General features: G+C 69.7%; 9 protein-coding genes and 1 pseudogene. 4 read left to right on the plus strand and 6 right to left on the minus strand.

Annotated features, from left to right (window positions below):
• Positions 1–87 precede the first annotated feature (87 nt).
• The 6 genes and pseudogenes from OIC96_RS31860 to OIC96_RS31885 all read right to left on the minus strand — a co-directional run bounded on the left by OIC96_RS31860 (position 88) and on the right by OIC96_RS31885 (position 7,370).
• A complete protein-coding gene (locus OIC96_RS31860) occupies positions 88–672 on the minus strand; it encodes a TerD family protein (RefSeq protein ID WP_330304549.1) in 585 nt (194 codons plus the stop codon).
• 142 nt (positions 673–814) lie between these two features.
• Positions 815–987 (minus strand): annotated as a pseudogene (locus OIC96_RS31865) (arsenite S-adenosylmethyltransferase); the annotation flags it as partial.
• 89 nt (positions 988–1,076) lie between these two features.
• A complete protein-coding gene (locus OIC96_RS31870; protein WP_330304548.1) occupies positions 1,077–1,598 on the minus strand; it encodes a hypothetical protein in 522 nt (173 codons plus the stop codon).
• A 1-nt stretch (position 1,599) separates the two neighbouring features.
• Positions 1,600–5,028: a CHAT domain-containing protein gene (locus tag OIC96_RS31875; RefSeq protein WP_330304547.1), complete on the minus strand. Its 3,429-nt coding sequence runs from the start codon at positions 5,026–5,028 to the stop codon at positions 1,600–1,602.
• Positions 5,018–6,160, minus strand: a complete 1,143-nt coding sequence (locus OIC96_RS31880) for a tetratricopeptide repeat protein (RefSeq protein ID WP_330304546.1) — start codon at positions 6,158–6,160, stop codon at positions 5,018–5,020. The genes OIC96_RS31875 and OIC96_RS31880 overlap by 11 nt, the downstream gene beginning before the upstream one ends.
• Before the next feature lie 322 nt (positions 6,161–6,482).
• Positions 6,483–7,370 (minus strand): hypothetical protein, encoded by an 888-nt coding sequence (locus tag OIC96_RS31885; RefSeq protein WP_330304545.1) that lies wholly within the window; start codon positions 7,368–7,370, stop codon positions 6,483–6,485.
• A 303-nt stretch (positions 7,371–7,673) separates the two neighbouring features.
• Here OIC96_RS31885 and OIC96_RS31890 point away from each other — a divergent pair, with 303 nt between their 5' ends.
• From OIC96_RS31890 to OIC96_RS31905, 4 genes are all read left to right on the plus strand, one after another.
• Entirely contained in the window at positions 7,674–8,852 is a 1,179-nt protein-coding gene (locus OIC96_RS31890) for a glycosyltransferase (RefSeq protein ID WP_330304544.1), read from the plus strand.
• Between the two features lie 123 nt (positions 8,853–8,975).
• A complete protein-coding gene (locus OIC96_RS31895) occupies positions 8,976–10,238 on the plus strand; it encodes a hypothetical protein (protein ID WP_330304543.1) in 1,263 nt (420 codons plus the stop codon).
• A gap of 48 nt (positions 10,239–10,286) precedes the next feature.
• Positions 10,287–11,105 (plus strand): TIGR03936 family radical SAM-associated protein, encoded by an 819-nt coding sequence (locus OIC96_RS31900; protein ID WP_330304542.1) that lies wholly within the window; start codon positions 10,287–10,289, stop codon positions 11,103–11,105.
• Between the two features lie 245 nt (positions 11,106–11,350).
• The gene (locus OIC96_RS31905; protein ID WP_330304541.1) at positions 11,351–15,337 is read left to right on the plus strand and encodes an Rne/Rng family ribonuclease; all 3,987 of its coding nucleotides are present in this window, start codon (positions 11,351–11,353) and stop codon (positions 15,335–15,337) included.
• The last annotated feature ends 114 nt before the right edge of the window (positions 15,338–15,451 follow it).

Here is a 15,451-nt window from a genome sequence, read left to right on the forward strand (position 1 = left end):
CACGGTGCCGAGCGTGATCTCCCGCGGCCCGGGCGCCACTTGGGTACCGGACCGCGGGGACCCCGTCCTGCCCGCTGATGAGATGAACTACTTGCTGATGGCGAAGCGCATCAGGGCGTGCTCGTCACCCTGCTTGATCTTCCCCGTCACATTGATCACCTCAAGCTTCCAACTGCCGCCGTCGCGCACGGCCTTGGCCACGGCACAGCCGTTGTCTTGGGTGAGCAGGCTCGGCCAGATGTCGGCGACCTGCTGAGTGCTGCCCCCGCTCGCGTCGTACACCTTGAAGCTGATGTTGCGCGCCTTCTGGAAGGAGGCGCCCTTCTTGTACGCGGCGGCGATGAACACTATCGACGTGACGTTGGGCGGCAGCCGCGAGAACTCGACCGTCACCGTCTCGTCGTCGCCCTCACCGCGCCCGGTCTGGTTGTCGCCGCTGTGAACCAAGGAGCCATTGCCCATGGGGTCGAGGGAGTCGAGGCCCGCCAGACGCACCGGGTCCGCGCCCTGCATGGCGACGGCGATCAGGTCGAGGTCGGTGCCGGTCTTGCGGCGGAGCATGCCTACCACTCCGCCGCTGCTGCCGGCGGTCGGGTCCCAGGACACCCCGATGGACAGATGCGTTACTCCGTCCAGATCTGCCGGGCCGTCTTCCTTGGAGAGCGTAATCATGCGTGGGTCATCCTCTTGGTGGCCGGAATACAACACGCAAAGTGTGCCTGGAAGTTCTGGGAATCCAAGCGTCGGCCTGGCATAAACCTTCGAAACCATCCACCCATGTCCGTCTATTTCATGCTCGTCGAGTCCCTTGGGTTCAGGGCTTGGTGGCGCGGACGACGGCGGAGTGCATCCCGTCGGCCACCGGGTGGGTGGGGGTGACCTCGACCTGGTGAACCTTGCCGCCTCCAGGCCTTCGCGGTACTCCGCGAAGGAGAGGGCGCCTGCGACGCAGCCCACGTAGTCGCCGCGCTCGGCCCGCTGTTGGGGCGCGGCTTGGTGACCGAACTGACCGACCCGACCGGCTGACCGACCTGACCGGCTGGTTCCGCGCACCGGTTCGGTGAGGTGACACGGCACTAAGGCTGATCCGGGCCTCCGCCGCCGGGGCCTCCGCCGCCGGTCAGCATGGACCACAGAGTGGTGGCGAGTTGCTTGATCAGGCTGTCGCTCGCGGGCTTCTTCTCTATCTCCAGGCTCACTTCGGTCTTGCCGTTCTTGCGATGCACCTTGAGATCGATCTTCGTCTGCAGCCAGGCGACGATCGCGGCCAGCACGGCGGCGGAGACGACCAGGGAGTCCGTCACCATACGGTTGTCGACGGGCGGGTCGTCCAGGATGGACCCCACGGTGTCGGCTGTGTCGGGATCCGTGGCCAGACCGTCGAGAAGGTTCCGTCCCACCGTGACCGCTTGTTCCTCGGACGCCAGCAGCGAGTCGATTCCGAGGGCCGTGGCGTGCGACAGGACCGCGTCGATGGCCGCCGTGGCGAGTTCCCGGTCGTCGATTCCCGCCGCCCCGACTTCTCCCTGATCTTCGGTGAATTCCTGGAGACTTCGGACGAGGCTCTGTGCGCTGAGGCCTTCCGGTGTGCTTCGCATGTCATCTCCAGTCGCCGGACAACGTCAGCCCGGCCCAGTGGTAGGGATGGCTCCAGGGCGCCTGTTCGGGATGTCGCATCAGCCGGCGTTGAGCGTCCCAGAACGCTCTCCAGGTCGGTACGGACGGATCTCGGGCAAGGCGCCGGTAGAACTCGGCCAGCAACGCCCGGCTGCTCGTTCTGTCCACGTCCCACAGGGCGGCGACCACCGCGTTGGCTCCGGAGATCATCAGTGCCCCGGCAAATCCGTCGCGCTCGTCCTTGTCCGCGCTTTCCGTGACCCTGGCCGTGGAACACGCCCTGAGGGTCAGGAGGTCCAGCCTGGCGGAGTTGGCCAGGATCTGCCGGACGGAGAGAAGGTGATCGAGCCTCTTGCGCAGCGACTGGCGTCGGAAGTCCGCGGGCGGGAGCTCCTGCCCGTCGGACAGGATCAGCCCCGAGTCGAGTGGATTCGCGGGGTCGAAATAACCGTGGCACGTCAAGTGCATCACGCGTTCATGGCCGAGCCGGCTCAGGACTTCCGACGGCGTGAGCTCGACGGCGGGGACGGTGTGCACCTGCCACCCCGCGTCCGCGAGCAGGTGCGTGTCATCGAGTTCGGCCGGCTGATCGCCCGTGCCGTCTTCGGCGCGGGTGGGAACAGCGGCCACGAAGGCGCCCTTGTCTCCGTCACTCCGCGCCTCGGACGCGCGGGCGGTGATGTAGAGCAGAGAGCTGATGTTCGGGATGTAACTCACTGCCGTGTGTTCGATGATGTACCGCTGGTCTTTCGGACACTTCAGCGCGTGCAGTGGAATTCCGTGCAGTGGGCCGTCGGGTGCGAGGCAGACCAGGCCATCGTTTCCGGCGGCTCGTTCGGAGAAGTCGACCAGCGGGGAGAGTGCGTCGAGGAAGGACAGGTCGCGACGCCACGGCCGATTCCTGTTCAGAGGTGCGATCGGCGGGAAGACGCTCTCGTCACCGTCGAAGGTGCGCTGGAGTCGTTCCGCGCAGTCGGCGAGTTGTCCTCGCGTGACGGGTGTCTGTGTCGAGGTGAGGGTGCCGTCAGGGGCGACCTCGAACATCCAGGTCGTCGTCCTGCCGCAGAGGTAGGACACCAGTGACGCGCCGTCGCCGCGCCGCGCGAGCATCGCCCTGGATTCCGCCAGCGTCGCCGGCGTGGATTCCCTGAGCCGGACATAGGCCGGTGCCACGGCACGTATGCGCTCGTGCAGTGCGGTCAGCTCATCCTGAATGTTCCGCACCCGGTCGGCCCGGTTCGTCCCCCGCACCAGAACGTCATCCGGTGTGTCCAGAAGGTCACGCATCTCGCCCAGCAGCAACTCTTCGCGATCGGCGAGCTCCGAGGGGACGCCGGCCGGCACGGTCAGCTTGGCGCGTGCGTATCTGGCCAGGATGTACAGCGACTTGGCTTCCTCATGGACATCGAACGCGAGCTCCGTCGCGTCGCGCTGGTCCGGGAGGGGAACGAGGTCGCCGTGGTCGAAGAGCAGGGTGATGAGCTGCTCGCACAGAATCCTGAGGTATTCGGTGTCGACTCTGCTCGATGTCCTTCCCTCGCGGCGGATCTCGTCCACGACGCGGGTGCGTGTCGTCCAGAGCAGCTCGAAGGCCCTGACCTTTTCCTGTTCGCCGCCATGGGCGCAGAGTGTCTCGGCGTACTGGAGCGTCGCTCTCAGTGCCGTCTCGTTCTCCGGCTCCGCCCCGGTGGCGACCTCGTAGAAGTAGCGAGTGATGTCCATCGCGACAGCGTGGTCGTCTTCCTCGAGGGCATTCGCCAGCAGGACGCCGAGCGCGGCCTCCAGCAGACCGAGCTCGCCCGTGTCCTGGGCCTGTTGTGCGTCTCGGAAGGCAGCCACCAGCAGCTCGTCGGTGATCCTCTGGGGAATGCCGGCCATCTTGCGGTAGAAGACCGTGGTTGCCTGGTAGGCGTCTCCTATTTTCTTGCCCGCCTCGAACGCACTGGCATAGAGGTCACTGGCCTCGGCGACTTCACCGCGGCGCCGTGCGTCGTCGCCGAGAGCGAAAAGGCTGTGCATCTCCTGAGGGCTGCGGGTTCCCAACTGTCGTTGCAGCGCGAGTGCTTCGCGGTACAGGGGCACCGCTTCGTCGGCACGGCCGGCGGCACTGAGGATGTGGCCCACATTGTTGAGTGCCGAGGGCAGGAGGCCCGGCAGGAGTTCCGTCCGGGTCCAGTCCAGTAGGCGGTAGCCTTCCCGCGCGGCGCTTCGATGAAGCCCCGCCTTGGTCAGCGAGGCCATGGCATAGGTGTACGCCGTGAAGACCTCTTGTGTTTTCCCGGCGGCCCTCCCTTCCGTGGCCGCCGCCAGGTAGCACTCCCGGCCTTCCATGTAGTGACCCAAGTCCTCGTGAAGCAGGCCGAGCAGCGTCCAGATCTCGGCCTTGAGCGCACGGGCTTCGACTACGCGCTCAGAGACCAGCGTCTCGTGCCACGGGTACTCGAGTGCCGGCTGCAGAACGCTCAGGGCCGCTGCGGACTGGGAGAGCCGGCGGAGACCTTTTGCCCTTTTGAACCGGGTCCGGGCGTGCCAGATCACGCTGTCGGCGGTCGGCTCGGGCGGTCCGGCCACTTCGCCGGCCGTCCGGAACGCGGAAACGGCGACGGGCAATAAGTCGATCTCCAGAGAACGCTGCCCGATCATTTCCATGAGCTCGTGCGGCGGGCGCGTCCCCGCGGCGTTCTCGATATCCACCTGAAGGCGCTTCAAGTGGCGCTCCACCCACGTGTGTTTGCCCTGTGTGTTCCAGTAGGCCATCCACTCCAGACGGGCGAAAACACGGCTCATCGGGTCACCGCTCGCGAATACCAACGCGACATAACTTGCGACTTTTTCGCGTTCGAACACCCCGGAGTGCCTTCTCATGATCTCGAAGAACTCCGCCGTGTTCGCGAGGAGGGGCCGGTCGCCGGGAACTGTCACCGAACGCAGGTAGCGGTATTTGGCCAGCACACCCGACAACTCGTCCAGTGCCGACAGCAGATCCGGGAAGTTCACCGTTGACCGCTCACCGTCCGGTGGGGGCGTCCTGTCCGCAAGGGATCGATCTTCTGCCGTACCCCGCGCGCTCCATGCCGTCTCCAGCGTGAGCCTTGCCAGTTCGGCCTGTGCCGGGCGGCCTTGACTCTCCAGTTCGAGGGAGCGCCGGTGCAATCGGTGGAGCAGCCAGACGACGTAGGGAAGGTCCGCGCTCTCGATCACTGTCACCACTTGTGACGGTGACTCCGCCGAGAGGACTCTGCCGATCAATTCCTCCGAAGTCAGGCCCGACTGCATCTCGAAGAGACGCTCTCCTGTGGCCAGGAACATGCGGAACAGCTCTTCCGGATCGCGCTCCGTGAACTCGCCGAGCGTCTCGGGGGTGACGGACAACGCCCTCACGAACAGGCGTCGCTCCACGTCATCCAGCACGGTCGCCCCCTTCCAGGAGTTCGCGAAGAGCGGTGACATCGGCCCGGTCCGAGTCGTCCAGGGCTGTTTCCTCGGCCGCCGACAGATGCCGTTCCGCCTCTTCGCGCCGGCCGGCGGCCCAGTACACCTGTGCCACGTTGAAGTGGATGTTGTGGGGGATGTCTTCGATGCGCGCCAGCTCGTCGGCGAGGCGAAGCGCCGCTTCCAGATCTCCCGACACCCAGACCGAGAACATCAACATGGCTTTGTAGTCAGGGCTGTCGGGCAGTTTCTTGACGAGCTCCCGGATCGCCTCGACGGTTGCCGGAGACGGGCCCCCACTGCGCGCGACCTCGTCGAGAAGCAGCAGCTTGCGGAGTCCGTACGCCCGCGTGGCCGCGTCGGACGGCCCGCTCAGTCGCGCCCGCTCCAGTTCCGGCGAGTGGGGGGCGATCTCCTCCAGGGTGCGCAGGAGTGCGGATGCCTCGTCGTCGCGGCCCGTGACCGTGTAGGCGACCGTCAGTTTTTCGAGCACCTGGGGGTTCTCGGGGGCCGCCGCGTGGGCCCGCTCCAGCACGGTGACCGCCTCGGGCAGGCTGACCGGGCTCGACGGTTCCCCGGCCAGGGTCAGAAGCAGGCTGCCCAGTTCATGGAGATCCGCCGCACCGCTCTCCCCGTACTGATCCCGCTCGCGGAGCGCGGCCAGACGTACCTGCTGGAACCTGATCCGCGCCGACTCGGCGGCCCGCCAGTCCCGGAGGTGCCTGAGCCGGTCGCCGGCGAGCGTCTTCAGGGGGCTGTCCTCCGCTTCTGCCGCGACCCGTTCCAGCTCCTCCAGGGCCACCGCGGGCAGATCGATCAGCTGGAACAGCACCGCCAGGTTGAGCCGGGCCGACAAGAGGTCCGGATGTCCGTCCAGCAGGGAGCGGAGGACGGAGATGGCCGACTCGTGGTGGCCCAGCGCCCCGAGGGCCAGAGCCAAGAGGTGCGCTTCCCGTGTACCGCCGCTCTCCGCCGCTGCCGCGAACTCCGCGAGCAGCGCGTTCCGTTCCGTCGCCGGCAGCGTCGCCAACGAGGTGATCCTCGCGAGGTCCCGCTCGTCCCCGTCTATGAGCCATCGGGCGTCCGCGCCGATCAACCGTTCCGTGTCCACGTGGGCAACATGCCTCCCCCCGGGGTCATGTCACGTCGAGGCCTCAAATATGCCAGAAGGGTTGAACCCTGCCTATAGAAAATATGTACGGAATATCATGAGTTCTACGCGTTCAGAGTCGGCCGCACTGGTGTGATGCCACAGCTGACGCCACCTCATGTCCGCTACCGCGCTTCCTTTTTGGACGACGGTCGGCGGCGGGCCGTTGCGGGGGGCCGCAAGGGGTGTCCGGGGGGCTTCGCGAACCCCTCGGACACCCCTTATTGCACCTGTTACCGCAGCCGGCTGACACGCGTGGTGAGAGCCGGCTGCGGTGCGTCCGTCACGTGCCGGCGTTGACGACGCCCGGGGACGGCTGCCGAGTCACCTTGGTCCAGCGGTTGGGATTGCCCAAGGAGTCGTTGCAGTTCAGGGTGGCGTCGGGTTGGCTGTTGACCGCTAGGCAGGTGGTCTCCCAGACCTGGCCCGTGGTGGTCATGACGTCGAACTTGATGGGAGTCCCGGTGTTGGCGCCATGTCCGTTGACGGCGACTCCACAGGCGAAGCCGACGACGTCGTCCGCCGGGTAGTCGGCGTGGGTGCTGAGGTCGGTCCACAGGAAGGGGTGGGCAGTGGTGTCCCTGAGGTCACGGATGCCCGCGTAGGTCTTTCCGCCGCTCAGTGCGACCCGCAGTTCGAAGTTGGTCGCGTCCTGCTGGGCGTCGATGTCGGCGCACGGACCGGTGGCTCCTGTCGCGCCCGTGTGACCGGTCGCCCCGGGCCGACCCGGCGTGCCCGTGGCTCCAGTAGCCCCTGTGTGGCCGGTGGCGCCCGTGTGGCCGGTGGCCCCGGTCGCCCCGGGCCGACCCGCCGCGCCCGTGGCTCCAGTAGCCCCCGTCGCGCCCGTGTGGCCGGTGGCCCCCGTGGCCCCGGTCGCGCCCTTGTGGCCCCGCGGGCCCGTCGGGCCTGTCGGCCCCCGCCTGCAGTCGGCCCTGTCGTGGCCGCCGGCGGGTCCGCTCAGCTCGCGCTTGTGGTGGGGCTTCTTGCACTTGTCGCCGCCGGCGGGGTTCGTCAGGGTCGCGTGGCCGGTCACGCTCCGCGCTGCCGCCGTGGCGGGGCTGACCACGCCGGTCGCCAGGATCAGCGTCAGCGAGGCGAACATGCCCGCCTTCTTGAATCTCTCTCGCGCCAGCGGCCCCAGCCGCGATGCCGCCCTGAACTCAGGATTCATGTACGTACTCCTTGCTTCGAACGGGTTGGGGGGTGTCCCCGAAGCCGATCGCGAGCTTGACCCGGGCACGCCGGGCCAACGGGCACAGCCGGTCGGAACGCGCACGTACATCATCAAATCGGATTAATAAAGGCCTCCATATAGGGACATATCAGCCCTTTGGTTCACGCTTGAACTTGGGTGAGGCCAATTGGGCGCCGTTCCGGCCCGCCCCCGCGCGGACGAAGGCCCTTGAAACCGGCCTGTGCCACATTGGCGGCCGCCCCTCCGCCAGGCAGCCACCACCCCGGAACCGGTGAGGCCGTGAAGCAGCAGACCATCTGCCTCTGCATGATCGTCAAGAACGAGTCGCGTGTGATCGAACGGTGTCTCGGCTCCGTTCGCCATCTGATCGACACCTGGGTCATCTCCGACACCGGCTCGACGGACGGCACGCGGGATCTGATCCGCAAGACGCTCGACGGCATCCCGGGCGAACTCCACGAGGAACCCTGGGTCGACTTCGGGCACAACCGGACCCAGAACATCCGGCACGCCCGCGGCAAGGCCGACTTCCTGCTCACCATCGACGCCGACCATGTGATGCGCCAGGACGCGCCGTTGCCACGGCTGACGGCGACGTCGTACATGATCCGCTACGACACTCCGGGCACCCAGCACCGTTTCAAGCACCTGATGCGGGGCGACTGGGCCTGGCGCTACGAGGGCGTCACCCACGAGTACCCGTGCACCGACGAGCCCGACGTCCAGGAGAACCTGGACGCGCTGGTGATCGAGGACCACGCCGACGGCGGCTGCCGCAGCGACAAGTTCGAGCGTGACGCGCGCCTGCTGCGGGGCGAGCTCGCCCGCGACCCCGCCAATACGCGCACGGTCTTCTACCTGGCCAACACCGAACGCGACCTCGGGCACGCGGAAGAGGCCATCGCCCTGTACGAGCGCCGTGCCGAGATGGGCGGCTGGGTCGAGGAGGTCTACTGCTCGCTGTTGGAGGCCGGTCTCCTCAAGGCCGAGAGGACCGGCGACTGGCCCGGGGCGATGGACGCCTTCTCCCGCGCCTGGGAGTCCCGTCCGCAGCGGCTCGAAGCCAGCTACGAACTGGCCTCACGGCTGCGTCTCCAGGGCCGCTATCACACCGCGCACGCCATTCTCGGCGCCGCCGTGGACAAGCCCGAGCCGGACGACCTGCTCTTCACCAAGGGCTGGGTGTACCGCTGGGGCCTGCTCTTCGAGTTCTCGATCACCGCGTACTGGGTGGGCGACCACGCCACCTCGATCCGGGCCTGCGACCGGCTGCTGGCCATGCCCGACCTGCCCGAACCGATCCGCGCCCAGACCGAGATCAACCGTGAGTTCTCGGTCCAGCGCGTAGCCACCGTCCCGCCGCCGTCCACGGGCCGGCGCAGGCCGAAGGCGTCCCGGGCCGGCAAGGCCGCCAAGATCTCCAACATCGCGAAGGCGGCCAAGGCGGCGAAGGAGTAGGCCCGGGGCGGCAAGGTGATCGAGGCGGGCGGTGGGGAGTTCGAGGACGAGCGGGGCGGGAAGTTGCGGTACTGGGTGCCCACCGGCCGCATCCATGGCGGCGGCTGACGCGTCTACGTAGGTATGGATCTGGAAAAGGCGCCTGCTGAGCGGCCCGTGGCGCAGGCCGAGGGGTGCCTGGTCGTCGCGATCCGCATCCCCGTGCGGATCGTGGTGCTCGTGCTGGTCGTGCCGGTGCGGATGGTGTGGGACGCGCTGGTCGTCGGCGGACGGTTCCTGAGGGACACCCTGCTGCGGCCGCTGGGGCGGGCGCTCGCGTGGGTGGCGTGGGCGGTGTTCGTCTGGCCGTGGGTGGCCTTGTGGCGGTATGTCGTCGTGCCGGTCGGCAGGGCGCTGGCGTGGCTCGGGAACGTGCTGCTCGTCATCCCCGCGGTGTGGTTGTACGACACGGTCCTGACCCCCCTCGGTCACGCCATCGCGTGGGTCGCCCAGGGGATCTGGACCGGCCTCACCTGGGTGGTGCGCGGGATCGGGGCCGGACTCTCCTGGGTGTTCGGCGGTATCGCGGCCGGACTCTCCTGGGTGTTCGGCGGTATCGCGGCCGGACTCTCCTGGGTGTTCGGCGGTATCGCGGCCGGGCTCGCCTGGGTGTACGCGCGGCTGCTCACGCCCGTCGGGCATGCGATCGCCTGGCTGTTCAAGGGGATCGGGCTGGTGCTCGCGGCCGTCGGGATCGGGATGTACACCGCCGCTGCCTGGCTGGTGCGGTACCTCCTCGTCGTACCCGCCCTGTGGTTGTACGAGTGGATCCTCGCGCCCGTCGGCAGGGGCATCGCCTGGCTGGCGCGAGGTCTCGGGTGGCTCATACGGATGATCTTCACCGGGATCGGCGCCGCGCTCTACTGGACGGCGCGCGTCCTGCTGGTGCTGCCCGCGCTCGCCGTGTGGCGATGGGTGCTCGTACCGGTCGGACGGGTGCTCGCCGTCATCGGCAGGGAGATCGGCGAGGCCCTGGGCCATGCCTGGCGCGTCGCCGGACACCTCTCGCTCGCCGTCGGGCGGTTCCTCGGGCGACTCTTCCGGTGGATCTTCGTGGAGCCGGTGCGCTGGGTGTACCGGACCGTGCTGACGCCCGTCGGGCACGTCGTCCGCGACACGGTCCTGCGGCCCGCCGCCCAGGCCGCGCGCAGCGTGGGAAGGGCGACACGACAGGCCGTGGCCGCCGCCCGCGAGTCCGCCCGGCAGGCCCGCGCCGACTTCCGGCGGATGCTCTTCGGCGCCCCGCGCGAGCCCGATCCGGTCTCCTTGGGCAAGGCCCGGCGGGAACCAGGAGCCGGTGAGACACGTACTCTAGGTAGCAGTACGACCGCTCTCACGAAGGACTGAACGACACTGGGCAAGCGACAGCCCGAAGGCCCGCCGCCCGCACCCGCGGTGCAGCGCATCCGACTGCGCTACACCAAGCGCGGCCGCCTCCGGTTCACCAGCCACCGTGACTTCCAGCGCGCCTTCGAGCGTGCGCTGCGCCGTGCCGAGGTGCCGATGGCGTACTCGGCGGGGTTCACGCCGCATCCGAAGGTGTCGTACGCCAATGCCGCACCCACCGGTACGGGCAGTGAGGCGGAATACCTGGAGATCGCGCTCACCGAGACGCGTGACCCGGACAAACTGCGCGAGCTCCTCGACGAGTCGATGCCTGTCGGGCTCGACATCACCGAGGCGGTCGAGGCCCGGACCTCCGGGCTCGCCGACCGGCTCACCGCTTCCGTGTGGGAGCTGCGCCTCGACGGCGTGGACCCGGCGGAGGCGGAGCGTGCGGTCGAGGTCTTCAAGGCGGCCGACACCGTCGAGGTGCAGCGCAGGACAAAGAACGGCATGCGGACCTTCGACGCCCGCAGCGCCGTAGTAAGCCTTGAGACAGCCCTGGGGACAGTCCTTGAGACAGACAGTCCACAGGCTGATAGGCCGACCGACCAGCCCTGTGCGATACTGCGGCTGGTTGTTCGGCACGTGACGCCTGCCGTACGACCCGACGACGTCCTGTCCGGTCTTCGCGCCGTGGCCGACCTGGCGCCGCCGGTCGCCGCAGCGGTGACCAGGCTGGCGCAGGGGCTGTTCGATGAAGAGACCGGCACGGTGACCGACCCGCTCGCGCCCGACCGCGAGGCAGTCACGGCACTCCCGCCCTCTCACGAAGAGGCGGTCGCCGCATCTGCCGCCGCGAAGGCGCCGGTGCCGGAAGGTCCCGCGTAAGGACAGATGTCGTAGCGCCGCCCTCGTATCCGGGAGCCACCTGGGTCGGGCAGCGCACCGACCAGAAGACTTTCGCCAGGCCGTACGCACACATGGCGTACGGAACCGGCGAGACAGGACACAGAGAGCTCCCGTGCGGCGCCCGCGCCCCGGACGGCGGCACCGCGCATCGCGCGAGCCGCGGACGTCACCGGCACTGCCGGACCAGGCGCGGCGCCCGGGAGCCTGACGGGAGATCCACCCGCATGCTCGAACCGACCGAACCCACTGAGGGTTCCGAAACCAACAACACCCCGAGCGACACCCTGCCGCCGCGGCGCCGCCGCCGTGCGGCGTCGCGACCCGCCGGCCCGCCCACAGGCGCGGCCGAAGCCGCGGCCGAGACCACCGCGCCGGCCATACCGGCCGTGGCGTCCGCCGACCTCCCGGAGGAACCGGCGGAAGTGGTCGTCGAGACCGAATCCGAAGAGGCCGCTGAGACCGAAGAGACGGTGGCCGAGGCCGCCGTCGCCGAGGCACCCGCCGCCGAACCCGAGGACGCCGCTCCGCGTCGTACGCGCCGCCGTGCCACCCGTCGGGTGTCCGCGCCCGCCGGTGCGCCGGAGACCGTCGAGGCGGCCGAGGCTGCCGAGACCGTGGTGCCCGCTGTCGCGGCCGAGGTCGAGGCGGTGGCCGAGACCGCCGCCGAGGAAGCCGCGCCCGCCGGCCGTACGCGCCGTCGCGCGACCCGGCGCGCCTCCGCGCCCACCGGTGCGCCCAAGACGGCCGAGGCTGCCGAGACCGCTGAGGTCGCCGAGGAGCAGGTGGCCGCCCCCGCCGAGGCGGAGCCGGCCGTCGCCGAATCCGAGGACGCCGCTCCCCGCCGTACCACCCGTCGTCGCGCCACCCGGCGCGTCTCCGCCCCCGCCGGTGCGCCCGAGGGCGACACCGCCGACGAGCGTGTGGAGGCGCCCGTGACCAGCGAGAGCAAGGCCGGCGAGAGCAAGCCCGCCGAGATCGAGGAGCCGGCCGAGGACGCCGCTCCTCGCCGTACCACCCGTCGTCGCGCCACCCGCAAGGCCGCCGTCGGCTTCTCCGCACCCGCGCCGAAGGAAGCCGAGTCCGCCCGGCGGCCCGCACGCCCGGCCGTCGCCGTGTTCCAGGCGCCCGTGTTCACCGAGCCGATGTTCCAGACGCCCGAGCGGGCCGCCGCCGCGGCTGCCGCCGAGGCCGCCGAGGAAGCCGCCGAGGCTCCTGAGGCCGAGGAGATCGTCGAGGCCCCCGCGGCTCCTGTCGCCGTCGAGGAGGAGACGGGCGGACGCCGTCGCCGTCGTCGCCGGGCCGTCGAGGAGGAGCCCGCGGCCGTGACCGTCGTCGAGACCACCGACGAGGTGGAGGAGGCCGACGAGTCCGCCGACGAAGCCGCCGAGGGTGACGAGGAGGAGGAGTCCGCGGGCTCCCGTCGCCGCCGCCGTCGCGGTGGCCGTCGCCGTCGCCGTGGTGAGTCCGCCGAGTCGGACAGCGAGGCGGGCGAGGACGAGTACGCCGCCGAGCAGGCCGCGCAGGACGCCGAGGACACCGCCGAGCAGGCCGAGGAAGACGCCGAGGAGGCGGACGAGCGCGAGGAGTCGGGCGGCTCCAGCAGCAGCCGTCGCCGCCGTCGCCGCCGCCGTCGCGCCGGTGACTCCGGCACCGACACCGAGCCCGGCGAGAACGACCCCGAGCGCACGGTCGTCAAGGTCCGCGAGCCCCGCGGCAAGAAGGACGAGCACCCGTCCGACGAGGTGCAGTCCATCAAGGGCTCGACCCGCCTGGAGGCCAAGAAGCAGCGCCGCCGTGAAGGGCGCGAGCAGGGCCGCCGTCGTGTTCCGATCATCACCGAGGCCGAGTTCCTGGCCCGCCGTGAGGCCGTCGAGCGCGTGATGGTCGTCCGCCAGAGCGGCGAGCGCACCCAGATCGGCGTCCTTGAGGACAACGTGCTCGTCGAGCACTACGTCAACAAGGAGCAGTCGACCTCGTACGTCGGCAACGTCTACCTGGGCAAGGTCCAGAACGTGCTGCCGTCGATGGAGGCCGCCTTCATCGACATCGGCAAGGGCCGCAACGCGGTGCTCTACGCCGGTGAGGTGAACTTCGAGGCGCTGGGCATGGCCAACGGCCCGCGCCGCATCGAGAGTGCCCTCAAGTCCGGCCAGTCGGTCCTGGTGCAGGTCACCAAGGACCCGATCGGCCACAAGGGCGCCCGCCTCACCAGCCAGGTCTCCCTCCCCGGCCGCTACCTGGTCTACGTGCCCGAGGGCTCGATGACCGGCATCAGCCGCAAGCTGCCCGACACCGAGCGCGCGCGTCTGAAGACCATCCTCAAGAAGATCGTCCCCGAGGACGCGGGCGTCATCGTGCGCACCGCCGCCGAGGGCGCGAGCGAGGACGAGCTGGCCCGCGACGTCGAGCGACTGCAGGCGCAGTGGGAGGACATCCAGAAGAAGGCGAAGAGCGGCGGCAGCTCGAACGCGCCGACGCTGCTGTACGGCGAGCCGGACATGACCGTCCGCGTCGTCCGCGACATCTTCAACGAGGACTTCACCAAGGTCATCGTCAGCGGCGACGAGGCGTGGGAGACCATCCACGGGTACGTCGAGCATGTCGCGCCCGACCTGGCCGAGCGCCTGTCGAAGTGGACCTCCGAGGTCGACGTCTTCGCGACGTACCGGATCGACGAGCAGCTGATGAAGGCGCTGGACCGCAAGGTCTGGCTGCCCAGCGGCGGTTCGCTGGTGATCGACAAGACCGAGGCCATGGTCGTGGTCGACGTCAACACCGGCAAGTTCACCGGGCAGGGCGGCAACCTCGAAGAGACCGTGACCAGGAACAACCTGGAGGCGGCCGAGGAGATCGTGCGCCAGCTGCGGCTGCGCGACCTGGGCGGCATCGTCGTCATCGACTTCATCGACATGGTCCTGGAGTCCAACCGGGACCTGGTGCTGCGGCGCCTCCTGGAGTGCCTGGGACGCGACCGTACGAAGCACCAGGTGGCCGAGGTGACCTCGCTGGGCCTCGTGCAGATGACCCGCAAGCGCGTCGGACAGGGCCTCCTGGAGTCCTTCTCCGAGACCTGCGTCCACTGCAACGGCCGTGGCGTGATCGTGCACATGGAGCAGCCGACCTCCGTCGGTGGCGGCGGCAAGCGCAAGAAGCGCGGCCGTGGCGGTGCCGAGCAGGTCCACGAGCACGAGCACGAGCACGAGCACGAGCTCACGCACGAGGTCGCGGAGGAGCCGGAGACGGTCGAGACCGAGGCCGAGGTGGCCGCCGAGGTCGCCGCGCCCGTCGCGCTCGTCGAGGCCGAGTTCCAGCCGGACGAGGAGTTTTACAGCAGCGCCGCCGAGGCGGAGGCCGCAGCCACCCGTGGTCGTTCGCGGCGCCGGGCGACCCGGCGTGCGTCGGCTCCGGCGGGTGCGCCGAAGGCCGAGGAGCGGGCTCCCCGGGGCCGCCGCGAGGAGCGGGCCGAGCGGACCGAGCGGGCTCTCACGTCCGGCGAGGCCGCCGAGTCCGAGCCGGTCGCGGTCGCGGATCCGGTCGTCGAGACGCCGGTGATCGAGGCCCCGGTGGCCGAGGCGCCGGTCGTCGAGGCGCCCGAGGCCGCCCCGGCCCCCGTACAGGAGGACGAGGCCGCTCCCAAGGGCCGTACGCGCCGTCGTGCGACCCGGAAGGTGTCGGCGCCGGCCGGTTCCCCGAAGGCGGCGGAAGAGGCCGTGGTGACGGTCACCGAGCCGGTCGCGGCGCCCGTGGTCGTCGAGCCGACGCCCGAGCCCGTGGCTGAGCCCGCCGCCGAGCAGGTCGTCGAGGCGCCCGCCGAGAGCGCCGCCCCGGCCCGTCCGCGTCGCCGTGCCGTCCGCAAGGCCACCGCGCCCACCGCGTCCGAAGAGGCGGCCGTCGTGGTCGTCCCGTCGGTCTCGGCGGAGCCGGTCGCCGAGGCGGCCGAGGCGGCTGTGACGTCCGAGGTGGCGGCCGAGGCCGGTACCGAGGCCCCGGCCGCGGCCAAGAAGGCGGCCGCTCGCAAGACGGCCAAGAAGGCGACGGCGAAGAAGGCCGCCACCAAGAAGACCGCGGCCACGGCCAAGAAGACGGTCGCCAAGAAGACCACGGCCAAGAAGGCGACCGCGAAGAAGACGGCCGCCAAGACGACGGCGAAGAAGACCGCGGCGGCGGAGCAGACGCTCTCCTCCGTGACGGCTTCGACCGACGAGGGCTGAGCCTCAAAGGCGCCTGGTCCGTTGTCCTGATGCCCTGGGTGCCGCGCGTGCGCGGCACCCAGGGCATCGGTGTGACGGGTGGGCGTGACGGGTGGCACATCCGCGGGGCCCGAC

The sequence above is a fragment of the Streptomyces sp. NBC_00775 genome (assembly GCF_036347135.1).
Taxonomy (GTDB): Bacteria; Actinomycetota; Actinomycetes; order Streptomycetales; family Streptomycetaceae; genus Streptomyces; species Streptomyces lutosisoli.